This window comes from Mycobacterium pseudokansasii (genome assembly GCF_900566075.1).
Taxonomy (GTDB): domain Bacteria; phylum Actinomycetota; class Actinomycetes; order Mycobacteriales; family Mycobacteriaceae; genus Mycobacterium; species Mycobacterium pseudokansasii.
The window spans coordinates 2,302,033-2,326,054 of record NZ_UPHU01000001.1 but is presented as its reverse complement, the minus strand read 5'-3'; the positions used below and the strand labels follow the sequence as shown (position 1 = coordinate 2,326,054).

The 24,022-nt window shown below is 67.1% G+C and carries 23 protein-coding genes, 4 tRNA genes and 2 pseudogenes; 17 read left to right on the top strand and 12 right to left on the bottom strand.

Going from position 1 to position 24,022, the window contains the following annotated elements:
* Positions 1 to 87: 87 nt before the first annotated feature.
* Positions 88 to 159, bottom strand: a tRNA-Val gene (locus EET10_RS10635).
* A 170-nt stretch (positions 160 to 329) separates the two neighbouring features.
* Between EET10_RS10635 and EET10_RS10630 the strand changes: the two genes are divergently transcribed.
* From EET10_RS10630 to EET10_RS31605, 4 genes are all read left to right on the top strand, one after another.
* Positions 330 to 402 (top strand) — tRNA-Gly (locus EET10_RS10630).
* 29 nt (positions 403 to 431) lie between these two features.
* Positions 432 to 505: transfer RNA gene (locus EET10_RS10625), tRNA-Cys, on the top strand.
* 14 nt (positions 506 to 519) lie between these two features.
* Positions 520 to 594, top strand: a tRNA-Val gene (locus EET10_RS10620).
* A 188-nt stretch (positions 595 to 782) separates the two neighbouring features.
* Entirely contained in the window at positions 783 to 1,127 is a 345-nt protein-coding gene (locus EET10_RS31605; RefSeq protein ID WP_081260799.1) for an AAA family ATPase, read from the top strand.
* Here the strand turns inward: EET10_RS31605 and EET10_RS10610 are convergent.
* The 5 genes from EET10_RS10610 to EET10_RS10590 all read right to left on the bottom strand — a co-directional run bounded on the left by EET10_RS10610 (position 1,030) and on the right by EET10_RS10590 (position 5,010).
* On the bottom strand, positions 1,030 to 1,986 hold the full coding sequence (locus tag EET10_RS10610) for a WXG100-like domain-containing protein (RefSeq protein WP_136622917.1): 957 nt from the start codon (positions 1,984 to 1,986) through the stop codon (positions 1,030 to 1,032). The two genes, EET10_RS31605 and EET10_RS10610, sit on opposite strands and share 98 nt — an antisense overlap.
* Complete coding sequence (locus EET10_RS10605) at positions 1,983 to 2,255, bottom strand: WXG100 family type VII secretion target (protein WP_036403669.1); 273 nt, start codon at positions 2,253 to 2,255, stop codon at positions 1,983 to 1,985. The genes EET10_RS10610 and EET10_RS10605 overlap by 4 nt, the downstream gene beginning before the upstream one ends.
* 14 nt (positions 2,256 to 2,269) lie before the next feature.
* Positions 2,270 to 2,587 carry a WXG100 family type VII secretion target gene (locus tag EET10_RS10600; protein WP_036403671.1) on the bottom strand — a complete coding sequence of 106 codons (318 nt, stop codon included), beginning with the start codon at positions 2,585 to 2,587 and terminating at the stop codon, positions 2,270 to 2,272.
* Between the two features lie 329 nt (positions 2,588 to 2,916).
* Entirely contained in the window at positions 2,917 to 4,566 is a 1,650-nt protein-coding gene (locus tag EET10_RS10595; RefSeq protein WP_122502132.1) for a tetratricopeptide repeat protein, read from the bottom strand.
* A 117-nt stretch (positions 4,567 to 4,683) separates the two neighbouring features.
* Positions 4,684 to 5,010, bottom strand: a complete 327-nt coding sequence (locus tag EET10_RS10590; RefSeq protein ID WP_063468679.1) for a DUF732 domain-containing protein — start codon at positions 5,008 to 5,010, stop codon at positions 4,684 to 4,686.
* Positions 5,011 to 5,209: 199 nt separating this feature from the next.
* Here EET10_RS10590 and EET10_RS10585 point away from each other — a divergent pair, with 199 nt between their 5' ends.
* Both EET10_RS10585 and EET10_RS30745 read left to right on the top strand, forming a co-directional pair.
* A complete protein-coding gene (locus EET10_RS10585) occupies positions 5,210 to 5,728 on the top strand; it encodes a hypothetical protein (protein WP_063468715.1) in 519 nt (172 codons plus the stop codon).
* 76 nt (positions 5,729 to 5,804) lie between these two features.
* Positions 5,805 to 6,221 (top strand): annotated as a pseudogene (locus tag EET10_RS30745) (GNAT family N-acetyltransferase); the annotation flags it as partial.
* 4 nt (positions 6,222 to 6,225) lie between these two features.
* Here the strand turns inward: EET10_RS30745 and zapE are convergent.
* A complete protein-coding gene (zapE, locus tag EET10_RS10575) occupies positions 6,226 to 7,299 on the bottom strand; it encodes a cell division protein ZapE (protein ID WP_122502772.1) in 1,074 nt (357 codons plus the stop codon).
* On the opposite strand from zapE, the gene EET10_RS10570 reads away from it, so the two are divergent.
* The 4 genes from EET10_RS10570 to msrB all read left to right on the top strand — a co-directional run bounded on the left by EET10_RS10570 (position 7,298) and on the right by msrB (position 11,492).
* Entirely contained in the window at positions 7,298 to 8,092 is a 795-nt protein-coding gene (locus EET10_RS10570) for a pyrimidine reductase family protein (protein WP_036403679.1), read from the top strand. The genes zapE and EET10_RS10570 overlap by 2 nt on opposite strands.
* The gene (locus EET10_RS10565) at positions 8,052 to 9,677 is read left to right on the top strand and encodes an alpha/beta hydrolase (RefSeq protein WP_244601906.1); all 1,626 of its coding nucleotides are present in this window, start codon (positions 8,052 to 8,054) and stop codon (positions 9,675 to 9,677) included. Before EET10_RS10570 ends, EET10_RS10565 begins: the two co-directional genes overlap by 41 nt.
* A 22-nt stretch (positions 9,678 to 9,699) precedes the next feature.
* Entirely contained in the window at positions 9,700 to 11,001 is a 1,302-nt protein-coding gene (gene aftC, locus EET10_RS10560) for an arabinofuranan 3-O-arabinosyltransferase (protein WP_036403683.1), read from the top strand.
* An 83-nt stretch (positions 11,002 to 11,084) separates the two neighbouring features.
* Complete coding sequence (msrB, locus tag EET10_RS10555) at positions 11,085 to 11,492, top strand: peptide-methionine (R)-S-oxide reductase MsrB (protein ID WP_036403685.1); 408 nt, start codon at positions 11,085 to 11,087, stop codon at positions 11,490 to 11,492.
* 88 nt (positions 11,493 to 11,580) lie between these two features.
* On the opposite strand, the gene EET10_RS10550 is transcribed toward msrB, so the two are convergent.
* From EET10_RS10550 to hemE, 4 genes are read right to left on the bottom strand one after another with little or no spacing between them, the layout of a single operon-like run.
* A complete protein-coding gene (locus EET10_RS10550) occupies positions 11,581 to 12,330 on the bottom strand; it encodes a class I SAM-dependent methyltransferase (protein ID WP_122502131.1) in 750 nt (249 codons plus the stop codon).
* 49 nt (positions 12,331 to 12,379) lie between these two features.
* Positions 12,380 to 13,087, bottom strand: a complete 708-nt coding sequence (gene hemQ, locus EET10_RS10545) for a hydrogen peroxide-dependent heme synthase (protein ID WP_036403928.1) — start codon at positions 13,085 to 13,087, stop codon at positions 12,380 to 12,382.
* A 43-nt stretch (positions 13,088 to 13,130) separates the two neighbouring features.
* The gene (locus EET10_RS10540; protein WP_036403689.1) at positions 13,131 to 14,477 is read right to left on the bottom strand and encodes a protoporphyrinogen oxidase; all 1,347 of its coding nucleotides are present in this window, start codon (positions 14,475 to 14,477) and stop codon (positions 13,131 to 13,133) included.
* Positions 14,474 to 15,565, bottom strand: coding sequence for a uroporphyrinogen decarboxylase (gene hemE, locus EET10_RS10535; protein ID WP_051490549.1), 1,092 nt, complete (start codon positions 15,563 to 15,565; stop codon positions 14,474 to 14,476). The genes EET10_RS10540 and hemE overlap by 4 nt, the downstream gene beginning before the upstream one ends.
* A gap of 123 nt (positions 15,566 to 15,688) precedes the next feature.
* On the opposite strand from hemE, the gene EET10_RS10530 reads away from it, so the two are divergent.
* The 6 genes and pseudogenes from EET10_RS10530 (at position 15,689) to EET10_RS10505 (ending at position 21,423) form a co-directional block, all read left to right on the top strand.
* Entirely contained in the window at positions 15,689 to 16,168 is a 480-nt protein-coding gene (locus EET10_RS10530) for a hypothetical protein (RefSeq protein ID WP_099188736.1), read from the top strand.
* Between the two features lie 4 nt (positions 16,169 to 16,172).
* Complete coding sequence (locus EET10_RS10525; RefSeq protein WP_063468680.1) at positions 16,173 to 16,910, top strand: gluconate 2-dehydrogenase subunit 3 family protein; 738 nt, start codon at positions 16,173 to 16,175, stop codon at positions 16,908 to 16,910.
* Positions 16,903 to 18,597 (top strand): GMC family oxidoreductase, encoded by a 1,695-nt coding sequence (locus EET10_RS10520; RefSeq protein WP_122502130.1) that lies wholly within the window; start codon positions 16,903 to 16,905, stop codon positions 18,595 to 18,597. Before EET10_RS10525 ends, EET10_RS10520 begins: the two co-directional genes overlap by 8 nt.
* Before the next feature lie 9 nt (positions 18,598 to 18,606).
* Positions 18,607 to 19,428: an enoyl-CoA hydratase/isomerase family protein gene (locus tag EET10_RS10515; protein WP_036403693.1), complete on the top strand. Its 822-nt coding sequence runs from the start codon at positions 18,607 to 18,609 to the stop codon at positions 19,426 to 19,428.
* 57 nt (positions 19,429 to 19,485) lie between these two features.
* Positions 19,486 to 20,120, top strand: a pseudogene (locus tag EET10_RS10510) (DUF3000 domain-containing protein).
* A gap of 1 nt (position 20,121) precedes the next feature.
* Positions 20,122 to 21,423, top strand: a complete 1,302-nt coding sequence (locus tag EET10_RS10505) for an HRDC domain-containing protein (RefSeq protein WP_099188239.1) — start codon at positions 20,122 to 20,124, stop codon at positions 21,421 to 21,423.
* Here EET10_RS10505 and dxs read toward each other — a convergent pair.
* Positions 21,420 to 23,360, bottom strand: a complete 1,941-nt coding sequence (gene dxs, locus EET10_RS10500; protein ID WP_051490551.1) for a 1-deoxy-D-xylulose-5-phosphate synthase — start codon at positions 23,358 to 23,360, stop codon at positions 21,420 to 21,422. The genes EET10_RS10505 and dxs overlap by 4 nt on opposite strands.
* A 182-nt stretch (positions 23,361 to 23,542) precedes the next feature.
* Between dxs and EET10_RS10495 the strand changes: the two genes are divergently transcribed.
* Positions 23,543 to 23,986 carry a CBS domain-containing protein gene (locus EET10_RS10495; protein ID WP_036403695.1) on the top strand — a complete coding sequence of 148 codons (444 nt, stop codon included), beginning with the start codon at positions 23,543 to 23,545 and terminating at the stop codon, positions 23,984 to 23,986.
* Positions 23,987 to 24,022 lie beyond the last annotated feature (36 nt).

Genomic DNA, 24,022 nt, shown 5'->3' with positions numbered 1-24,022 from the left:
GCGTCATGGCCACCGAGCCGATCCAGGGTCTCGGGGCGGCCCTGGCGCGCGGGAACGCATGAAAGCGGTGAGCCGGGCAAATACGTGTGGTCCCGGCTGGGATCGAACCAGCGACCTTCCGCGTGTGAAGCGGACGCTCTTCCACTGAGCCACGGGACCGGCGCCGAGCGGCAACGAGGTCGAAGACTAGCACGATCCGTGCCTGTACCGAACGTGCTACCTCGGCCGGTGATAGCCAAAGCGCCCCAAAGAACCTGGAGATTTGTGTGCGCCGGGTCACGTGGACTATCGTCGTGCTTCGCACCGGGCGACGATCTCGTCCGTTGCGCGCGGATGTAGCGCAGTTGGTAGCGCATCACCTTGCCAAGGTGAGGGTCGCGGGTTCGAATCCCGTCATCCGCTCGAAGGTGCAAGTGGCATCAATCCCCCGCGGTGGAGTGGCCGAGTGGTGAGGCAACGGCCTGCAAAGCCGTGCACACGGGTTCGATTCCCGTCTCCACCTCCAGAATGCAATCCCCGGCGCGATTAGCTCAGCGGGAGAGCGCTTCCCTGACACGGAAGAGGTCACTGGTTCAATCCCAGTATCGCGCACCAGAGTTTTCGCAGCTAGTAACCTGTAGATAGTCCACCTTACTAGGTGTTGCACCACATATGCACCACATCCGACGGGATGGGAAGCGCTGGGCTTTCGAGCGACACCCAGTTTTATCTGCACAAGCCTGACCCGACCCGCAAGTAACGTTGTCTGCTCATGGCAGAGTCGGTCGAAGCCGGGGTGTCTTGTGGCTGAGTACAGAAGCGAGATCCGTGACAGCACAATTGCTGCGCTTGAGGAAAAGGTCGCCAAGGGCAACTACAGGAAGTACTTGAGCCGCGTCGTACTCAAACGCGTTAGGGGCTTCACCGACCGTGAGGTCACCTTCGATTTCCCGGTCACGGCACTAGTCGGTCCAAATGGTGGTGGAAAAACCACAGTTCTGGACGCCGCGGGGCTGATATACCGGACGGTCCCTCCTAGACGATTCTTCGCTAAGAGTGGGAAGTACGACAGCAGCGGACCGCGTTGCCCAGGGCACTCACCGTCGGCAAGCTTGAGGCTTCGGCTGCCACCCGGAACTCTCGGATGATGGTCGCGATGCGGGCGCCGGTAGCCGTCAAACGCGCCACATCGACGACCTTCGAGACGCCCTCGCTGAAAGCCGCAGTAAACGGAATCAGGACCGCGGCAACGACTTCGGTGACCGCCACGGTCGCCCCAAGCTCGGCCATCTCATGCAAGATCTTCGAATGCGCATCATCGATCGCGTGGGCATAGTCCGAGCACGCGCTACCAGCTGCGTCGAAGCCGTCGGCGACCGATTTCAGCGAATCGCGCACCATGGTGCAGTTGGTGGCCACGACAGGAAACTCCGGCGACTTTTGCACGCGGATCGATTCGATCACACCGTCATTGGCGATATCGGCCGCCGAGCGCAGCTCGCGCGCCGCCGCATGCCAGGCGTCAGCAGCCGCGCGCAACTTGTCCTGATGACCATTGGGCCACAGCTCGCCCTGCACGTAGGCCTGGATGGTGTGCCACCAACCCGGCACGTCACCATGCCCGCCCTCCGCGGACGGAATGGCCGGCACCAAGAACATCGGCTTGGCAGTGGGCGGAAACGCCGGCGCCCCAGCGTTATTCATCGCCGAATGTTGATCAGCGTTTTGGTGGTTGACCGCCGTGGTGGCCAGCAGATCTGAGCACTGCGCCGCACCCATGATCGTCGCGGTCGCCGCCTCCATCAGCCCGGCCCCGCCAGCATGTCCACCCACTAGCGCGTCGTATTTCAGGCTCCAAGAATGGGCGCCGGTGTCGGTGCCACCCATGCCCGCCGAACCCTTGAGTACCCCCGCCAGGTGCTGCACCGCAGCAGCGGCGGCGTCATAGACCTTGCCGTAGACCCGACCAACCTCGGCTACAACTGCAGGATCGACGTCTTGCGTCACGGCCACATCGTGGCGTTAAGCTGCGCCACCCCGGTGTAGTTGCGGTGCGCCAGTTCAGCATTTTTCCGCAGCTCGTCAAGGCCTTCGCGCATCTGCTTGTCCGCTACCGCCCACTTCTGGTGGTATTCGCGTTCAGCGTCGGCGCCCTGGCCAAGCCAACTGCCGTGTAGCTCGGCCACGCAGTCATCCACCGCGGTAGCGATCTGTTCAGCACGCGCAGTGAACGTGGCCAGCCGATCGACAAAAGCCATCAAGACATCCAAATCCACTGTTTAGCGCCGACTCACACCACAGGCTCTTTCTGATACAGCGCTGCGAAAGCTTTCGCTGCGGTGTTCTTATGATCGAGCATCATCTCCACCGAGTCCATCAGCAACTGGGAATGTTCCAACAAGATCTGCGCCACCACAGCGGCCCCCGAATGCCACTCCTCCCACGGCGGCGTGAACGCCGATGCAGCAACACCGGTCCAGGTGGACGACAACTCACGCCACTGGCGGGTAATGCTGTCCAACTCGTCCTGCAGCTCATCAGCCTGGATCGTCAGAACATGCGCGGCCGACGCCATCGCCTCCAACTTCATCGTCAGCTCGTAAGCCACTCCTGCCCCCTTTCCCAACCTCTCGACTGGTCGCCTTAGACCGCCAGCTGAGCGGAACCTGGAATGTCACAATGCCAGACGTGGTTTGGGGTATGAACGTGTGCCACCACTACCACCGTGGAACCCTGGGCAGGCCCGGGAGCCACAGCGGGATCCACGTCGGTACACACACCATCGCGGGAGACCCGTCACCGGCGAATACGTGTGCTGGATCCCCGATCCGGCCTGTAACCGGCGTCCACAGCCTGCCCAAACACGTCTCGGAATCTAGCCGAAGCCGTTGCCGCACAGCCCTTCCGGGCAACCTTGCGGTCAACGGCGTCGTCCCGTCAGCCGTCGCAGCACGACGACACGTCCAGTCGGCACGCACATGACGCACGAATCGGCACGTCGGCACGCGCAACGGCCAGCCGCAGCTGCTGACCGATGACCCTGGCCTCGGCGGTACGGCCGAGCCGCTGCAGGCATTCGTGATACCCGTGCAGGCTCCACACGTTCCCGGGGTGCTGGCAGGGCCTGGCCAGCGTGGGGTCCAGACCGAGGTCGGCGGCATACACGGCCGCCGCCTCTTCGACGTGTCCCTGTTCGAGCAGCAATGCTCCGTAGGCATGCCGAGTAGGTTGCATCCAGCCCCACGGCTCGTCGTAGGGCAGCGTGTCGTCGAGTTCGACCGCGCGTCTTAGCTGAGTGAACGCCTCGTCGAAACGCGCTTCGCGGTAGGCGATTTCACCGTCCAGCATGGCTGCGGCCACGGCCAGGATGTCTCGACTGGTGTTGTTGAAAAGGCAGCGGGAGACCGGTATCCGGTTGTACGCCTTCGTGAACGCGGCGCGCTCGGCATGTGCCCGCGCCAGTCGACCCGTGGCCGCCAGCGCGACACCGCGCCCGTAGTGAATCGTGGCCGCGGTGGTGCAGTACAGCTCGAGGTCGTCCGGCAGTGGCTGCGCGATCAGCTCGTTCCACCGGCCGAACCGCACCAGCACGTGCGTCCGCAGCGGCACGAACGCCTCGAGCCAGTCGGCCATCGGCGGGGATTCGATCGACAGCAGCTCGGCCGTCAGTTGACCGGCGAGCTCGTCGGCAGCCTGCAACGCGATCTGCAGCCGTCCTTCCAGCATCGCCGAATAGACGATGAAGTGCAGATCATGCGCACGGTAAAGGGAGTAGAAGTTCAACGGGCCCTCACGACTCACAAAGCGCCGGTCCGCTTGTACCGCAGCAAGATTGGCCAGCACCGAGCTGCGATAGTCGCCGCACAGCACGTCGATGTGGCTGGGCATGTGCTGCAGATGCCCGGCATCCGGCACCAGGTCGCGCAAGAGGTCCGCGGCGGGTAAGGCCTGCTCCGGAGTCGCCGACATCTCCATGGTGTGCAGATACAGGTGCAGGATTCCCGGATGTTCCCGACCGGCCGGCGTAGCCAACGCCTTATCGAGAATCCGCTTGGCCTCCAGCACCCGTGAACCCGGTGCCGGCTCGCCGGTTGCGGTGTCCCACAGGGCCCACGCGGTGACGTTGACCAGTGCATCGGCGGCCAGCGCTTGCACGTCGAGGTCGTCCGGATAGGCCGCGGCCAGCGCAGCCATCGCGTCGGCGTAGGCGGTGACGCCGGCATGCGGGTATTCGGTGGGAAAACGGGCCTGCAGGGCTGCGATCAGGCCTTGCTCCACCGGATTGGCCCGGCCGCGCTCGGCCAGCTGGAGTTCCGTACGCGCGCGGGCCAGCGACACACTCAGCTCGACCGGGTCGAACGCCTCCCACGCCTTGTTGTAGTTGGGTCCGACCGCATAGGCGATCCCCCACCGCGCGATGGCCAGCTCCGGGTCGAGTGCCAGTGCCCGCTCGAAGCACCGGATCGCCTCTTCGTGGTTGAACGCATACGCCCACACCAGCCCGCGATCGAACCAGAGCTGCGCCTCCGCGGAAGGGGTCTCGATTGGCCGGTGATAGGAGCCGAGGTCGAAATACTCGGCACTCATGTCCGAACCCTAGCGCGCCTGGAGAACGCGCACCGAAAGTGAATCCGGCGACACCCAAGCGGCGTGTCGCGTCGTGCGGTTCACAGTCGGCGTCCGGGCGGGGTGACTTGCGGCCGTTCAGCCGCTAGCGGGTTTGCTGCTACCGGGCAGTTGCTCGGGACAATAAACCCCGGCCGCGATCGCGGTGAACCTGGCCGCGTTGGGCTGCGTCAGCTGCGGGCTGAGGCCTTGCAGGTATGCGACGACCTCGATCGCCGACTTACCCTCCTTGGCCATATCGCACACCTTCTTGCCGGTGGCGATCGTGGCGTCGGCGTTCTGGTAGGTGATGCCGGCGGCTCCCAGCGCGACCAGGAAGGCTTGATCTTGTTTGTCGTCGGCGCGCGCCGGCGCCGCCACGCTGACGACGGCGGCAACGCCAGCCAGCAGCAGTAGGAGTCTCATGACCCCTGGATTGTCCCAAAGCCCCCCAATGGACGCACCTCGCGCGGCGAACGGCAGGTGAATTTTGAAATGATTTTGGGCGCCACGACGTCGCATCCGCGCCATGTTGCGACGGCTCGTCCCGGCCGACCCCTCCCCTTCCCGTTACGGCGTGTGTCATCATGCGAAGGTCCCCGAACCGGGAGCCGAGGAGGCACCGATGCAGCGCTTGCTGATCATCATTTCCACCTTCCTCGTCGCCGCAGCGGGTGTCCCGGCGCTAGACGCTCCCCGCGCGTGGGCCGGCGACGCACCGATCGGCCACATCGGTGACACGCTACGGGTGGATACCGGCACCTACGTCGCCGACGTGACCGTCAGCAGCGTGGAACCCGTCGACCCGCCGCCCGGGTTCGGCTACACGCGCAGCGGTGTCCCGGTGAAAAGCTTCCCCGGCAGCTCGGTCAACCGCGCCGACGTGACCGTCCGCGCGGTCCGGGTGCCCAATTCCTACATCATGGCGACCAACTTCAGCTTCGACGGAGTCACGCCGTTCGCCGACGCGTACAAGCCGCGGCCCTGCGACGCCCCCGATTGGCTGGACGCCGCGCTGGGCAACGCCCCGCAGGGCGCGATCGTCCGCGGCGGAGTGTACTGGGATGCCTACCGCGACCCGGTCTCCGTCGTCGTCCTGCTGGACCGGAAGACCGGCCAGCACCTCGCCCAGTGGAACCTCTGAGCTGACCGTTCAGATCACCCCGACGGATTCCGCCGACGCGTCCGAGTTGGCCGCCGTCGCCGCGCGGACCTTTCCGCTGGCCTGTCCGCCGTCGGTGGCCCCCGAGCACATCGCGTCGTTCATCGACGCCAACCTGTCGGCGACCCGGTTCGCCGAGTATCTGGCCGATCCACGGCGCGCCATTCTGGCCGCCCGGGACCAGGGCCGAATTGTCGGTTACGCCATGCTCGTTCGCGGTATCGACGGTGATGACTCAGCCGAGCTGTCAAAGCTCTACGTAATACCCGACTTTCATGGCACGGGTGTGTCCTCGGCGTTGATGAATGCCGCGCTGTCCACGGCTGCCGCGTGGGGCGTTCACAGCCTGTGGCTAGGGGTGAACCGGAAAAATGTTCGCGCCCAACGCTTTTACCTCAAGAGCGGCTTCACTGTCAGCGGAGCCAGGACGTTTCCGCTGGGAAATCACCAGGAGCACGACTACGTCATGACCCGGGCCGTCACTGGGCGGTCAGCGCCACCAGGCGCGACGTGGCCCTCAGGTACTTCTTTCGATAGCCACCAGCCAGCATCTCCTCGCTGAAGATGGTGTCCAGCTTCGCCCCGGAGGCCACCACCGGTATTCCGGCGTCGTAGAGGCGATCGGTGAGCGCAACCAGTCGCAGTGCAACGTTCTGGTCGTCGATGCCGTGCACGCCGGTCAAAAACACCGCCGTCACCCCCTCGATCAACGTCAGATAGCGCGACGGGTGCATGGTGGCCAGGTGCGCACACAGGGCGTCGAAGTCGTCGAGGGTCGCCCCGTCGACGCAAGCGGCCCGCGCGGCGACGTCCTCGTCCGACAACGGCGGCGGCGCCGGCGGCAGATCGCGGTGCCGGTAGTCGGGCCCCTCGATCCGTACGGTGGTGAAAATGCTTGCCAGCGTGTGGATTTCACGCAGGAAATCCTGAGCCGCGAAGCGTCCCTCACCCAGTTGCTCGGGCAGCGTGTTGGAGGTGGCGGCCACCGACACCCCGCGCTCGACCAGCGCGGACAGCATCCGCGAGATCAGTGTGGTGTTACCCGGATCGTCAAGCTCGAACTCGTCGATGCACACCGCGGTGTAGTGCGCCAGCATGTCGATGCATTCGGCGAAGCCGAAAACACCGGCCAATTGGGTCAGTTCGCCAAAGGTGGCGAACGCCTTGGGCCACTCGCCCGGCAGCACATAGTAGGACGACGCCAGCAGGTGGGTCTTGCCCACGCCGAACCCGCCGTCAAGGTACAGGCCTACCCCGGGCAGCACCCCTCGCTTGCCGAACAGCTTCTTGCGGCCCGCCCGCCGCTCGACGGCATGCCGGCAGAATTCCTGACAGGCCAGCACGGCGGCAGCCTGAGTCGGCTCTGCCGGGTCGGGGCGATACGTCGCAAAGCTCACCTCGGCGAAGGTGGGAGGCGGCCGCAGCTGGGCGATCAGCCGTTCCGGCGACACCGAAGGACGCCGATCCACCAGGCGGCCCGGCCGGCCGGAAGCTCCCGCAGCGGTGGACCCGTGCATGCTGGCACTGTAGCGGCGTGCTGCAATCACTCTCATGCCCGACTTCGGGGACGGCCCGGCCGCCAGCCGATCCGCCGGCATCCGCCTGACGCTGCTCGGATCCGACCGCGCGCTCAACGAAGCCGACCTACCCGAGCTCTATGGCTACCCCGCGGACGCCGGCCGCACCTGGGTGCGGGCCAACTTCATCAGCAGCGTCGACGGCGGCGCCACCGTCGCCGGCACCAGCGGCGGGCTCGGCGGGCCGGGCGACCGGGTGGTGTTCCGCCTGCTGCGTGAACTGGCGGACGTGATCGTGGTGGGCGCGGGCACGGTGCGCGTGGAGGGCTACTCCGGCGCTCAGCTCGGCGTCGCCGCACGCCGCCGGCGACAGCTGCGCGGCCAAAGCGAGGTTCCCCAACTGGCGATCGTCACCAAGTCCGGACACCTGGCCCGGGATCTCGGCGTGTTCACCCGCACCGAGGTGCCACCTCTGGTGCTCACCACCACCGCGGCGGCCGACGAGACGCGACGGCGCCTGACCGGCCTCGCCGAGGTGGTCGACTGCTCGGACACCGATCCCGCCAAGGTCGACGAAGCAGTGCTGCTGGCCCGGCTCGCCGAGCGGGGTCTGCGCCGCATCCTCACCGAGGGGGGGCCGATACTGCTCGGATCGTTCATCGAACGCGGCTTGCTCGACGAACTGTGTCTGACGATCGCGCCGTTTGTGGTGGGCGGTCTGGCCCGGCGCATTGTCACCGGACCGGGCCAGCTGAAGACCCCGATGCGCTACGCCCACCTGCTCACTGATGACGCCGGTTATCTGTACACCCGCTACGTCAAAGCCTGACGTTACTGTGGTCGGCATGAGTCGGCGCATCACGTCCGCAACAGTCCTGGTCTCGATGGCCTGCTCGGTGACCACGGTGCTGACCGGCTGCGTTCCGGTCCTCGGCGCCAACCCGCGCTTTGCCACCTATAGCGGTGCCAAACCGCAGGGCGTCGCCACCACCACACCGCCCCCCAGCGGCCCGCCACCGATCGCCGCTCCCAAAAACGATCTGTCCTGGCGCGACTGCACGTCTCAGGTCTACGGGAACGCGGCAATCCCCACCGCGCCGGGTATCAAGCTGGAATGCGCCACCTTCGACTCCGACCTCGACCCGGTCAACGGTGGGTCCGGGGCGGTCACCATCGGCGTGGTCCGCGCCCGTTCGGGCCAAACCCCGCGCGAGGCGGGACCCCTGGTTTTCACCACCGGTTCGGATCTGCCGTCGTCGACGCAATTGCCGGTCTGGTTGTCACATGCGGGCGCCGACATCCTGCGCAGTCACCCGATTGTCGCCGTCGACCGCCGCGGCATGGGCATGTCGAGTCCGATCGATTGCCGCGACCACTTCCAGCGCGACGAGATGCGCGATCAATCGCAGTTCCAGACCGGCGATGATCCGGTGGCCAACCTCTCGGCAATCTCGAACGAGGCCACCACGAGCTGCACCGACGTCATCGCACCTGCTGATTCGGCCTACGACAACGGGCACGCCGCCTCCGACCTCGAGCGACTGCGCAATCTGTGGGATGTGCCGGCACTGGCGCTGGTCGGCATCGGCAACGGTGCCCAGGTGGCGCTGACCTATGCCGGCTCGCGCCCGGACAAGGTGGCCAGGTTGATCCTCGACTCCCCGGTCGCTTTGGGTGTCAGCGCCGAGGCGAAGGCCGAGCAACAGGTCAAAGGCCAGCAGGCGGCGCTGGACGCGTTCGCGGCACAGTGTGTTGCGATCAGCTGCGCGCTGGGTCCGGATCCGAAAGGTGCCGTCACCGCGGTGCTGAACACGGCTCGCTCGCTGCGGGGGTCCGGAACCTCGGTCGCGTCGATCGCCAACGCGATCACCACCACGCTGGGCTTTCCGACCGGCGACCGCATCAGCACCACCACCACGCTGGCCAACGCACTGGCGGCCGCCCGCGCCGGTGACATGAACCAGCTGTCCAACCTGATCAATCGTGCCGACGGCCTTCAGGACACCGACGGCCAATTCGTCAATTCGTGCAGCGACGCGGTCAACCGCCCGACCCCGGACCGGGTACGCGAACTGGTGGTTGCCTGGGCCAAGCTCTATCCCCAATTCGGCACCGTCGCCGCGCTCAATCTGGTCAAGTGTGTGCACTGGCCCACTGGTTCACCGCCGCAATTGCCGAAGGAGCTCAAGGTCGACGTCTTGTTGATGGGTGTGCAAGACGACCCGATCGTGGGCGTCGACGGGGTTGCGCAGACGGCGGCCACGGTCATCAATGCCAATGCCGCGAGCAAGCGGGTGATGTGGCAGGGCATCGGCCACGGTGCCAGCATCTATTCCTCCTGTGCGGTGCCGCCGCTGGTCGGTTACCTCAACGACGGCAAACTCCCCGGCACCGACACCTACTGTCCCGCCTGACACCTGCCGGCCCGCAGCCCCGGTGTACGGTGCGCTGGTGACGGCAGCTGACTCACCTGGAACCCGCCTACGCGAATCGATGCTGGCCGCATTCCGTCCCCGCACCGGCGCACCGAGCACGGCGTCGATCGTGCGGGCGGCGCTCTGGCCGGCGGCCATCATGTCGATACTGCACCGCAGCATCGTGCTGACCACCAACGGCAACATCACCGACGACTTCAAGCCGGTCTACCGCGCGGTGCTGAACTTCCGGCATGGCTGGGACATCTACAACGAGCACTTCGACTACGTCGACCCGCACTACCTCTATCCGCCGGGCGGCACGCTGCTGATGGCACCGTTCGGTTATCTGCCCTTCGCGCCGTCGCGCTACTTGTTCATTTCCATCAACACCGTGGCCATCCTCGTCGCGGCGTACCTGTTGCTGCGGATGTTCAATTTCACGCTGGCCTCGGTGGCCGCGCCCGCCTTGTTATTAGCAATGTTCGCCACCGAGACGGTGACCAACACCCTGGTGTTCACCAACATCAACGGCTGCATCCTGCTGCTCGAGGTGCTGTTCCTGCGGTGGCTGCTCGACGGGCGGACGAGCCGTCAGTGGATGGCCGGGCTGGCCATCGGATTGACCTTGGTCCTCAAACCCCTGCTGGGCCCGTTGCTGCTGCTGCCGCTGCTGAACCGCCAGTGGCGGGCGGTGGTGGCGGCGATCGTGGTGCCCGTCGTCGTCAACCTGGCCGCCCTGCCACTGGTGAGCCACCCGATGGACTTCTTCACCCGGACCCTGCCCTACATCCTGGGCACCCGCGACTACTTCAACAGCTCCATCCAGGGCAACGGCGTGTACTTCGGCCTGCCGACGTGGTTGATCGTGTTCCTGCGGCTGTTGTTTACCGCCCTCGCCGTCGGCGCGCTGTGGCTGTTGTACCGCTACTACCGCACCCGCGACCCGCTGTTCTGGTTCACCACGTCGTCGGGCGTGCTGCTGCTGTGGTCGTGGCTGGTGATGTCGCTGGCCCAGGGCTACTACTCGATGATGCTGTTCCCGTTCCTGATGACGGTGGTGCTGCCCAACTCGGTGATCCGCAACTGGCCGGCGTGGCTGGGCATCTACGGGTTCATGACGTTGGACCGCTGGCTGCTGTTCAACTGGATGCGGTGGGGCCGCGCCCTGGAATACCTGAAGATCACCTACGGCTGGGCGCTGCTGTTGATCGTGGCGTTCACCGTGCTCTACTTCCGCTACCTGGATGCCAAGGCCGAAGACCGGCTGGACAGTGGTATCGATCCGATCTGGCTGACGTCCGAGCGGCAGCGCGCGCGGTGATCGCAAGCGCGGCGCAGCCGGGCGCTGGGGGCACCTCCCGCTTGCGGGGGACGGATCACCGCCCTTGGCGCTAGCGTGAAGGCATGATGCGTCCCAAGGTGGAACTGACCGACGACCAGTGGCGCCAAAGGCTCACCCAGCAGGAATTCGACGTCCTGCGCCGGGCCGGCACCGAGCGACCCTTCACCGGCGAGTACACCGACACCAAAACCGAGGGCGTCTACCAGTGCCGGGCATGCGGTGCCGAATTATTCCGCAGCACAGAGAAGTTCGAGTCGCATTGCGGCTGGCCCTCGTTCTTCGACCCGGCGAGCTCCGAAGCGGTCATCCTGCGTCCCGACCACTCGCTGGGCATGACGCGCACCGAGGTGCTCTGCGCGAACTGCCACAGCCACCTCGGTCACGTGTTCGCCGGCGAGGGTTATCCGACGCCAACCGATCAGCGTTATTGCATCAACTCGATCTCGCTGCGCCTGGTCCCGACGGGCTAGCCACGCCGAGCCGGTAATTTCACCGACCCTTACTCGCACTTTGGCAGCAGAAATTCAGTTTCGGCGGATCTGCCCTCAGCGGCATCCGTCAGTCCAGCCGAGTGGCGTGCACTTCCCAGAACGGAGCGTGTACCCGGCCGCCGACCAGCCATGGTTCCATCGCCCGGAACCGTTCCAGCATGGGCCGCACCTCATCGGCCAGGTCGGGATTTCGCGCCGCCATCATCTCGATCGATTCGACGCTGAGATTGATCTGATAGGTCGTCGGCCCCAGGTAGGTGATCTCCCAGCCACCGACCGGCAGCACGTCACGAAAGTCGCTCTCCGACAACGACCGCTCCATGGTGAAGCCGTTGACGTCGTGCTCGCCGAACTCGAACATGTACAGGCGCGCGCCCGGTTTGGTCGCCCGGTGCAGCGCCTGCACGTAGGACTGCCGTAGCTCCGGGGCCGTGCTGAACGTGTGATAGAAGGCGCAGTCGACGACGGTGTCGAACCGGCCGTCCAACCCTTCCAACTTGGTGGCGTCGGCCACCCGCAAGTCCACCGATACGCCGGCCTTGCGCGCGTTGTCCCGGGCACGCTCGATGGCGGCCACCGACCCGTCGATTCCGGTGGCCGAGAGGCCCTTGGCGGCGTAGTAGATGGCATGGTGGCCCGGCCCGGTGCCCGGGTCGAGCACCTCCCCCTTGATCGCGCCCAGGGCGACGAGCTGCCGGACCACCGGCTGCGGGCCGCCGATGTCCCACGGCGTGGCCGCCGGAAGGCCGTGTGCGACGCGGTCGTCGCAATACATCTCCTCGAAGCGGGTGGGGTCGGCAGGGTCAGGCTCAGTCATGACCGCCGCCCCCTCCTCATCGCTTCGCTCTGGATCGTCGCCGGCGCGGTCATGGCAGCGATCCCACCAGCTGCTCCACCGGCACCCGCGGCCCGCTGAAAAACGGTGTCTCGGCACGGGTGTGCCGCCGGGCGTCGGTGGCCCGCAGCTCCCGCATCAGGTCGACGATGCGGTGCAATTCGGGCGCCTCGAACGCCAGGATCCATTCGTAGTCGCCCAGCGCGAACGCCGGCACCGTGTTGGCCCGGACGTCCTTGTATTCGCGGGCGGCCATGCCATGCTCGGCGAGCATGCGGCGACGCTCCTCGTCGGGCAGCAGATACCACTCATAAGACCGCACAAAGGGATACACACAGATGTAGGAACCCGGCTCCTCGCCGGCCAGAAACGCCGGAATGTGACTCTTGTTGAACTCCGCCGGCCGGTGCAGCGCCACACTGCTCCACACCGGAGTACAGACCCGCCCCAGGACGGTGGTGCGCCGGAAGTCGGCATAGGTGGCCTGCAGTGCTTCCACCCGCTCGGCATGGGTCCAGATCATGAAATCGGCGTCGGCGCGCAGACCGGCGACGTCGTAGAGGCCGCGCACCACCACACCGCGTTCCTCCTGCTGCTTGAAGAACATTGCAGCGTCCTCCACCACGCCGTCGCGTTGCTCACCGAGTTCGCCGGGACGCACCGCGAAGACCGAGAACATCAGGTAGCGGATTGTCGCGTTCAAGGCGGCATAGTCCAGTTTCGCGTCGGGGCGGGCCATGGCACCCATCGTGCCACTTGTGCGGCTGGACCTTCTCAGGGCCTCACAGGGCCTCGACGATTCCGGTGACCGCCAGGCCCGCGGCCGCCACACAGGCTGGCACCCCGATCCCGTCGAGGTAGCTGCCCGCCACAGCCAATCCCGAAGGCAGGCCCGCACGCACCTCGGCGACCAGATCCGCGTGACCCGGGCCGTACTGCGGCATCGCCTCGATCCAGCGCTGCACGCGATATTCGATCGGGTCCACGGTCACGCCGAACACCGTGGCCAGGTCGTCGAGCGCCCAAGCCAGTAGCTCCTCGTCGGACGCGCGCTCGACCAGGTCGTCGCCGAAGCGGCCGAACGACAGCCGCAGTAGTTGGCTGTCCCCGCGCGGGCCCCACTTGCGGGACGACAACGTGATCGCCTTGGCCCGCAACTGCTCGCCGCTGGCCACCAGCACACCGGAACACTGCGGAAACGGGGTGTCAAGCGGCACCGCCAGCGCCACCACCGCCGACGAGGCACTTGTTATCCGGCCCGCCGCAGCCACGCTGCGCGGGGCCAGGCCGGCCGAGCCGGCTAGCAGCCGCACCAGGCGCGGGGCCGGGATGGCCAGGATCACCGCGTCGGCATGCCACCGAGCACCGGTTTCGTCATTCAACTCCCAGCCTGGCTCGAGCTGCGTCACGGCGGCGCGCACCCAGTTCAGGCGGCTACGGGCAACCAAGTCGTCGACCAGTACCTGGTAGCCGCCGTCGAGCGCACCGAACACCGGTCCATCGACGGCAGGCGGCAACGCCTGCCGAACCGCGTCGGTCAAGCTGGCGGCGCCGTGATCGAGCGCGGCCGCCACGCCGGGAGCCGCGGCGCGCAACCCGATCGTCGCCGCCGAGCCCGCATACACCCCGCACAACAGCGGGTCCACCGACCGGGCCACCGTCTGCTCGCCGAACCGGTCAGCCACCAACTCGGCCACCGCAGGATCACTGCCCTGGCGCCAGCTGAACCGACGACCGGGCTCGCCCTCGATGCGCGCCACCGTGGCGTCGTCGACGAGACCGGCCAGCGACGCCGCCGACGACGGGATTCCCATCACCGTGCCGGTGGGCAGCGCGTGCAGCTGCTGGCTGTAGATCAGCGGGCGGGCGCCGGTGGTGGCGCGTTGATGCTCGGCCAGGCCCAACTCGGCCAGCAGCGCCGGCATCTCGGGCCGGCGCAGCACGAACGCTTCGGCGCCCACATCCATCGGTTGTCCGCCGACCAGCTCGGTGCGCAAGATCCCGCCGAGCCGGTCAGCGGGATCGAACACCGTGATGGTCGCGTCGGCACCGGCGGCGGCCCGCAGCCGGTACGCCGCCGTCAAGCCCGAGATCCCGCCGCCCACAACGCAATACGAGCGCCGGCTCATAGCGAATGGACCAGCGAAACCAGTTCGGTCAGCACCCCGGGATCGGTCTGCGGCAACACCCCGTGGCCGAGGTTGAAGACGTGCCCGGCCGCGCCCGCGTCGACCGCACGGCGTCCGTCGTCGACGACGGCGCGGGCGGCGCGTTCCACCACCGGCCAGCCCGCCAGCAGCACCACCGGATCGAGGTTGCCCTGCAGCGCCGTGCCCGGTTGCACCCTGGCGGCCGCATCGGCCAGCGCGGTCCGCCAGTCGACGCCGACGACGGTCGCCGGTGCGGGTTTGAGCGCCTCCGACATGGCGCCCAGCAACTCGGCGGTGCCGACCCCGAAATGCGTCATCGGCACGCCCTGTTCGGCCAGCGTGTCGAACACCCGTGCGCTGTGCGGCAACACATATTGGCGGTAGTCGGCCAGCGACAACATTCCCGCCCAGGAGTCGAAAACCTGAATGGCATCCACGCCGGAGTCGATCTGTCCGCGCAGAAACTCGATGGTGAGGTCGGTCAGCTTGCTCATCAGCGCATGCCAGCTCGCCGGCTCGGCCAGCATCATCGCCTTGGTGCGGACGTAGTGGCGGCTGGGTCCGCCCTCGATCAAGTAGGACGCCAGCGTGAACGGCGCACCGGCGAAACCGATCAGCGGGACATCGCCCAGCGCCGCGACCAACAGCTGAACGGTGTCCAGCACCGGCTGAATGGCTTGTGGGTCAAGGGGTTTGATGTGTTCGATATCGGTGGCGGTGCGTACCGGGTGGGCGATCACCGGGCCCACGTCGGCCACGATGTCCAGCTCTACGCCCGCAGCCCGCAGTGGCACCACGATGTCGGAGAACAGGATCGCCGCGTCCACACCGTAGCGCCGTACCGGCTGCAGGGTGATCTCGCAGGCCACGTCCGGCACGAGACAGGCGTCCAGCATGCTGTGCCGTTGGCGCAGCGCCCGGTACTCGGGCAGCGACCGGCCGGCCTGCCGCATGAACCACACCGGCACCCGGCTGGGTTTGCGGCCGCCCACCGCGGCCAGATAGGGCGAGTGCGGAAGCTCGCGTCGGGTACGCGCAGGAGTATTCACTGGCCCCAATGCTGCCATGACGCGCACACCGGCACGTGTGCCCCAGGGGTTGTTGGGGTACTGCCCAATACAGCGGTCGCCGCAGTGCGCGGAAGTTCGCCCCTCGAAGACTCATAGATGGCAGGCAAGGAGACGGGTTCAATGTTGCTGACTCGAGATTCGGCACCTAGCGGGCATTTGGCCGAGGAGGCGGAGTATTTCGTCGACCGGGTGTTGCACAACGTCGCCCACGGTCGCTTCGAGCGGTCGTTGTCGGGGCTGACGGCGTTTGCGGCGCTGGTGACCACCGCGGAGATCTACTTCGAGCACTATCGCGCCAGCTTCGGCAACAAATGGATGTGGAGCCCGATCGTGGTCACCCCGCCGGTGGTGGTTGCCGGGGTGGGCGGGGTGTTCTCCAAGCGCTGGGCCAAGCGGTGGTTGCCGGTCACGGCCGCGGTGTACGCGGCGAACGGGTTGATGGGCCAGTATTTCCACGCGCGCGGCGTCGCGCGCCGGCCCGGCGGGTGGCGGCTGTACTACTACAACGTGCCGATGGGTCCGCCCATCGCCGCGCCCGGCCTGATGAGCATCGTCGGGGCGATGGGTCTGCTGGCCGCGGTCTTGCGACGGGAGAAGTAGCGCCGTGCCTGACATCGCGAACGGGCAGCACCTGCCGAAGCTGCGACCGGACGGCAAGCCGCTGCATCCGTCGTGGCTGCCGCGCCAGCGCCGCGGCGTAACCCCGCAAATGATCGGCCGCTATCCCGACTATGACGTGCTGTCGACTGTCGACAGCTGGGACGCGGCCACCCGGCGGGTGGTGTTGGCCCGGCTGGACAAGCCGGGGCCACTGCGGTTCTTCGAAGCGCCGCAGGAGCCGGCGCTGCGCGCCTTTTGTGACACCGTCCTGGCCCAGGACGCCGAGCCGCGGATACCGGTGGCCGAGTTCGTCGACGCCAAGCTCGCCGATGGCCGGCTGGACGGCTATCAATACGACGACATGCCCGACGACCGCGACACCTGGCGGCTGGTGCTGTCCGGCCTCGATGAGTCCGCCCGCGCCGCCGGCGCGGAGTCGTTCGCGGCGGCCGACCTGGCGACCCGCGAATCGGTGGTGCAGCAGTTCGCCGACGGCGAGCTGTCCGGCGGCATGTGGGAGAAAGTGAATGTCTCCCGGGCCTGGTCGGTGGTGATGCGCATGACCCTGAGCGGCTTCTACAGCCACCCGTGGGCATGGAACGAGATCGGCTTCGGCGGGCCGGCCTATCCCCGGGGCTTCATGCGGCTGGGCGGCGTGGGAAGCCGGGAGCCGTTCGAAGCCCCGGGCGCCACCTCCGAAGACCCCGTCGCCACTGTCGAACAGGAACACATCGATGGGTGATTTCTGGCGCGGGCTGCTCAAGGGCTCGCTCGGGCCGCGCGACAACGATTCGCGGTTCCTGCTCGACGTGCACTCCCGTGACCTGCCCGGCGAGTCCACCATGCGCCGTTACTCCGACAACGAGGAGGTCGACCTGGTGGTCGTCGGCGCCGGCGCCGGTGGTTCGGTGCTGGCCCAGCGGCTGGCCCGGGCCGGCTGGCGCATCGTGATCCTGGAGGCCGGCCCGTTCTGGCACCCCGACGAGGACTGGGTGTCCGACGAGGCGGGGTCGCACGAGTTGTACTGGACGCAGAAGCGGATCATCGGCGGATCGGATCCGGTCGAGCTGGGCAAGAACAACTCCGGTCGCGGCGTGGGCGGGTCGATGGTGCACTACGCCGGCTACACGCCGCGCTTTCATCCCAGCGACTTCGAGACCTTCACCCGCGACCGGGTCGGCGCCGACTGGCCGATCAGCTACGCCGACCTGCGGCCACACTACGAGCGCCTCGAGCTCGAGCTGCCGGTGGCCGGTCAGGACTGGCCGTGGGGATATCCGCACCGCTATCCGCATGCGCCGCATCCGGTTTCGGGCGCTGCGATGAAGCTGTGGGAAGGCGCGATGAATCTCGGCATCGAGATGCGGGTCGGCCCGGTCGGCATCGTCAACGGCACCTTCGGTAACCGGCCGCACTGCATCTACCGGGGCTATTGCCTGCAGGGTTGCAAGGTCAACGCCAAGGCCAGCCCGTACGTCACTCACCTGCCCGACGCGCTGACCCACGGCGTCGAGATCCGAGGCAATTGCATGGCCAGCCGAGTCGAGCTCGACGAAAACGGAAATGCAAGCGGGGTAACGTATTTCGACGGAGGTAGGGGCCGTGAGCGGTTTCAGCGCGCTAAAGTGGTTGCAGTGGCTGGATATTCGATCGAAACACCACGGTTGCTGCTCAACTCCGCCAGTCCACGTTTCCCGAAGGGATTGTGCAACAACCACGACCAGGTGGGCCGCTACGTCATGGTGCAGGGAGCATCGCAGACCGCGGGCCGCTGGCCCGAGGAATTGCGCATGTACAAGGCGCCGCCGCCGGAGGTGTCCTCGGAGCAGTTCTACGAAACCGATCCCGATCGCGGCTTCGCCCGCGGATTCTCCATCCAAACCGTGTCCCCGCTGCCGATCGGCTGGGCCGAGCATGTGCTGGCCGACGGGCACTGGGGCGCGGCGCTACGCGAATACATGCGCGACTACAACCACTGGTCCACCATCGGCGTGCTCAACGAGCTGCTCCCGCACGCCGACAACCGCGTCACCCTGGCCGAGGAGACCGATCACTACGGGCTGCCCATCGCCCGTTTCGACTACCACCTGTCGGACAACGACAAGGCCAACATGGAGTACTCCACTCAGGTGATCACCAACATCCTGCACGCCGCCGGCGCGCAGGATGTGCTGACCATCCAGCGCTTCGCCCACCTCATCGGCGGCGCCCGGATGGGCAGCGACCCCGAGAGCAGCGTCGTCAACTCCGACCAGCGAAGCTGGGCGGTGCCCAACCTGTTCATCGCCGACGGTTCGGTGTGCCCCACCCAGGGCAGCGCCAACCCGGCGCTGACCATCATGGCGCTGGCCTCGCGGCTGGCCGAGCGGATCGTGCGCGGTGACGTCAAGGCAGACGCCCTGGTCGGCAGCCGATCAGCCCGTGCGTAACATCCTGGTATGCCAGTGCGCCACCCGCCCGTCGACTACGACGAGTTCCCAAGTCTGCGAATAGAACCCACCGATAACGGCGTGCTGAACCTGGTTCTGGACTCCCCCGGCCTGAATTCGGTCGGGCCGCAGATGCATCGCGACCTGGCCGACATCTGGCCGGTGATCGACCGCGACCCGGCCGTGCGGGTGGTGCTGGTGCGTGGTGAGGGCACAGCGTTTTCCTCCGGCGGCAGCTTCGACCTGATCGACCAGACCATGGGTGACTACCACGACCGGGTCCGCATCATGCGCGAGGCCCGCGATCTGGTGCTCAACCTGATCAACCTCGACAAACCGGTGGTCTCGGCGATCCGCGGACCGGCCGTCGGCGCCGGCCTGGTGGTGGCCCTGCTGGCCGACATCTCGGTGGCGGGGCGGACCGCGAAGATCATCGACGGACACACCAAGCTCGGGGTGGCCGCCGGGGACCACGCCGCCATCTGCTGGCCGCTGCTGGTGGGCATGGCCAAAGCCAAGTACTACCTGCTGACCTGTGAGCCGCTGTCCGGTGCGGAAGCCGAGCGCATCGGCCTGGTCTCGACGTGCGTCGACGACGACGACGTGCTTGCCACCGCGACGAGCCTTGCCGAGAATCTGGCGCAGGGCGCCCAACACGCGATCCGCTGGACCAAGCACAGTCTCAATCACTGGTACCGCATGTTCGGGCCCGCCTTCGAAACGTCGCTGGGCCTGGAATTCCTCAGCTTCAGCGGCCCTGACGTGCGGGAAGGATTGGCCGCGCACCGCGAGAAGCGCCCGGCGCGATTTGGCGCCGGTTCCGGGGGCTGAGCATGATTCGGCGCGCCTGTCTGCGCGTGTCGGACGTTAGGTCTACCGTCGGATTTTGTGACCCGCGCCGACGACCATGCGGAGCGCAGCGACGAGCAGGAGCGGAGCTCGTGACCGCACCCGAACCGGCCCCCTTCCGCGAGGCGGTCGCGGCCATGAACGCTGTCACCGTGCGCCCGGAGATCGAACTCGGCCCCATCCGTCCGCCGCAGCGGCTGGCGCCCTACAGCTACGCGCTGGGAGCCGAGGTCAAACATCCCGATCTCGACATCGTCCCCGAGCGGTCCGAAGGTGACGCGTTCGGCCGGCTCATCCTGCTCTACGACCCGGAGGGCTCCGACGCCTGGGACGGCACCATTCGCCTGGTCGCCTACATCCAGGCCGACCTCGACTCACAGGAAGCCATCGATCCGTTGCTGCCCGAGGTGGCGTGGAGCTGGCTGGTGGAGGCCCTCGAGTCGCGCACCGAGCACATGACCGCGCTGGGCGGCACCGTCACCGCCACCACCTCGGTGCGCTACGGCGATATCTCCGGACCGCCGCGCGCCCACCAGCTCGAGCTGCGGGCGTCGTGGACGGCCACCACACCCGAGGTGGGCAGCCACGTCGAGGCGTTCTGCGATGTTCTCGAACATGCCGCGGGCCTACCCCCGACCGGGGTCATCGACCTGAGCTCGCGGTCACGCGCCTGACATGTGCCCCGATCCGTCTCCGGCGGAGACCGAACCGTCGGGCAGCACGGCACCCGGGCCGACGCCACTACTGCGTCCGGCGCAGGGGATACCGGAGCTGTCGGTGACCGTCGGCCAGATCGAAGCCGCGGCGGAGCTCTTGGACCGCGGCTACGGGCCCTTTGCAGTGGACGCCGAGCGGGCGTCGGGTTTTCGCTACTCCAACCGGGCCTATCTGATCCAGATCCGGCGGGCCGGCGCCGGCACCGTACTGATCGACCCGGTCAGCCACGGCGGCGAGCCGGCGACCGTGCTGCAGCCGGTCGCCGAGGTGCTCGGGGAAGACGAGTGGATCCTGCACTCCGCCGATCAGGACCTGCCGTGTCTGGCCGAGGTCGGCATGCGGCCGTCGGCGCTCTACGACACCGAACTGGCGGGACGCCTGGCCGGGTTCGATCGGGTGAACTTGGCGACCATGGTCGAGCGGCTGCTGGGGATGGGGCTGGCCAAGGGCCACGGTGCCGCCGACTGGTCCAAGCGTCCGCTGCCACCGGCCTGGCTGAACTATGCCGCCCTCGACGTCGAGCTGCTGATCGAGCTGCGCGCAGCGATCTCGCAGGTGCTGACCGAACAAGGAAAAACCGGTTGGGCCGCAGAGGAATTCGAGCATCTTCGGAAATACGAATCGAGGTCGTCCGCGGTTTCGGCGCGGCCGGACCGCTGGCGGCGAACCTCCGGCATCCACAAGGTGCGTGACCGCCGGGGATTGGCCGCGGTTCGCGAGCTGTGGCTGGCCCGGGACCGGATTGCCCAGCTGCGCGACATCGCGCCGCGCCGGATCCTGCCGGACTCGGCCATCGTCGACGCGGCCATCGCAGACCCGAGATCGGTCGAGGACCTCGTCGCGTTGCCGGTGTTCGGCGGGCGCAACCAGCGTCGTAATGCCGCGACGTGGCTGGCGGCGCTGGAAGCGGCCCGGGAAAACCAAAATCCACCCGAGGTAACCGAGTCGGCCAACGGGCCCCCGCTGCCGGCGAGGTGGAGCAGGCGGAAACCCGAGGCGGCCGCCCGGTTGGAGGCGGTCCGCGCGGCGCTGTCGGAACTGTCGCAGCGGGTGGGGGTGCCGACGGAAAACCTGGTTTCGCCCGAGTTGGTGCGACGGCTGTGCTGGGAGTGGGCGGATTCGCTCGAGGGCGCCGCCAACGCGATCGACGAGTTCCTGCGGGCCGGCCATGCGCGGGCGTGGCAGCGCCGACTGGTGGTGCCGGTGCTGGCTGCCGCGGTGGCCCGGGCCAATGCCCAACCCGAGAGCGACAATCCCTAGTCGAGACGCTCGCTGATCTCCGACGCCGTCCCCAGAGACCGGCCGTACCCGCCCGCTTCTGACATCCCCAGCGCGGCAACCCAACCGGTGATGCGGCGGGCCACATCCTGGTCGGTCAGCCCCAGATCGGCCAACACCTCACCTCGTGACGCGTGATCGAAGAACTCCTGCGGCAGCCCGACGTCGCGGCACGGCACGTCGATCTCCGCATGCCGCAATGCGGCCGACACCGCTGAGCCCACGCCGCCGTTGACCCCGTTGTCCTCCAGCGTGACCAGCAGCTTGTGCCGCACCGCCAGCTCGCGAACACCGTCGGGCACCGGCAGCACCCATCTCGGATCGATCACCGTCACCCCGATGCCCTGGTTGTGCAGCCGCTTGGCCACCGCCAGCGCCATCACGGCCAGCGGGCCCACCGCCACCAGCAGCACATCGTGGTTCAGGCCCTCGGCCGGCAGCGCGAGCACGTCCACTCCGGCCCGCCGCTCCAGCGTCGGAATATCTTCCCCGACATCACCTTTCGGAAACCGCAAGGCCGTCGGGCCGTCGGTGACGTCGAGCGCCTCACCGAGTTCCTCGCGCAGCCGAGTGGCGTCTCGGGGTGCGGCCACCCGGATGCCGGGCACGATGTTCAGCATCGACAAGTCCCACATGCCGTTGTGGCTGGGGCCATCCGCGCCGGTGATGCCGGCGCGGTCCAGCACCATGGTGACCGGCAGCTTGTGCAGCGCCACGTCCATCATGATCTGGTCGAAAGCGCGGTTCAGGAACGTCGAATAGATCGCGACCACGGGGTGCATACCGCCCATCGCCAGTCCGGCGGCCGAGGTGATCGCGTGCTGCTCGGCGATACCGACGTCGAACAACCGGTCCGGGAAGCGCTGCCCGAATGCCGTCAGCCCGGTGGGTCCGGGCATGGCCGCGGTGATGGCGACGATGTCGCGCCGCTTTGTGCCGTAACCGATCAGCGCGTCGGAGAACGTTGCCGTCCAGCCCGGGCCGGCCGTCTTGGTGGCCTGCCCGGTCACCGGGTCGATGGGGACGGTGGAGTGCATCTGCTCGGCCTCGTCGGCTTCGGCCGGGGCATAGCCCATTCCTTTGCGGGTGACGACATGCACGATCACCGGGCGGCCGAATCCACGGGCCTTGCGCAGCGCCACCTCCACCGCCCGTTCGTCGTGCCCGTCGACAGGTCCGAGGTACTTCAGCCCGAGGTCGGTGAACATCAGCTGCGGTGACAGAGAGTCCTTGATGCCGGCTTTGACGCTGTGCAGGAAGTGGTAGCACACCTCACCGACCAGCGGCACCGCACGCACCACATCGCGGCCCTTCTCCAGCATCTGCTCGTAGGCCGGCTGCAGCCGCAGCGTGGCCAAATGATCGGCGACACCGCCGATGGTCGGGGCGTAGCTGCGGCCGTTGTCGTTGACCACGATGATCACCGGCCGGTGCGACCCGGCGATATTGTTCAGCGCCTCCCAGCACATGCCGCCGGTGAGCGCGCCGTCGCCCACCACCGCCACCACGTGCCGATTGCGGTGCCCGGTCAACTCGAACGCCTTGGCCAGGCCGTCGGCATACGACAGCGCCGCACTGGCATGACTGGACTCCACCCAGTCGTGTTCGCTTTCGGCGCGGCACGGATAACCCGACAGCCCACCTTTTTTGCGCAGGCTTTCGAAATCCTGGGCGCGTCCGGTCAGCATCTTGTGGACGTAGGCCTGATGACCCGTGTCGAAGATGATCGGGTCGTGCGGTGAATCGAACACCCGATGCAGCGCCAGCGTCAGTTCCACGACCCCCAGGTTCGGCCCGAGGTGTCCCCCGGTCGCGGCAACCTTGTGGATCAGAAACTCACGGATTTCCTGGGCCAGCTCCCGTAGCTGTTCCTGGGAAAGGTGCTGCAGATCGGCGGGCCCACGGATCTGTTGCAGCATCCCGCCAGTGTACGCAGCAAGGGCCGATTTAGCCCTCGTGAGCGACCTTGATAACGTCAGTGGCCGGTGAGCCGGGAAGCCTGGTCGGCGTCGAGTGATACCAGCAATGCCCGACGACGCGAAAGAACATTATGGGCCCAACAGAGCTGACCGCGACCGGAAAAGCGACGTATCGTCGCCCTATGCGGGCCGAGGATATCGCCGAAGATTTTCCGGTTATCGACATCAATTCGAACGCGCTGGACGCGGCTCGCCTGCTGGCCGAGCACGGCCTGCCCGGGCTGCTGGTCACCAAACCGTCGGGAACGCCGTACGCGGTATTGCCGGCCTCTCAGGTTGTGCGATTCCTGGTGCCCCGCTATGTCCAGGACGACCCTTCGCTGGCCGGCGTGCTCAACGAATCAATGGCCGACCGCTGCGCCGAAAAGTTGAGCGGCAAGACGGTTCGCGACGTGTTGCCCGACCACCTGGCCGAAGTTCCGCCGGTCAACGCCGACGACACCATCATCGAGGTGGCCGCGATCATGGCCCGGCTGCGCAGCCCGTTGCTCGCGGTGGTCAAGAACGGCAAGTTGCACGGGGTGATCACCGCATCGCGCCTCCTAGCAGCGGCGCTGCAGCGTTGATCGCACGGGATTCAGCGGCAGCACAGGCAACTATCC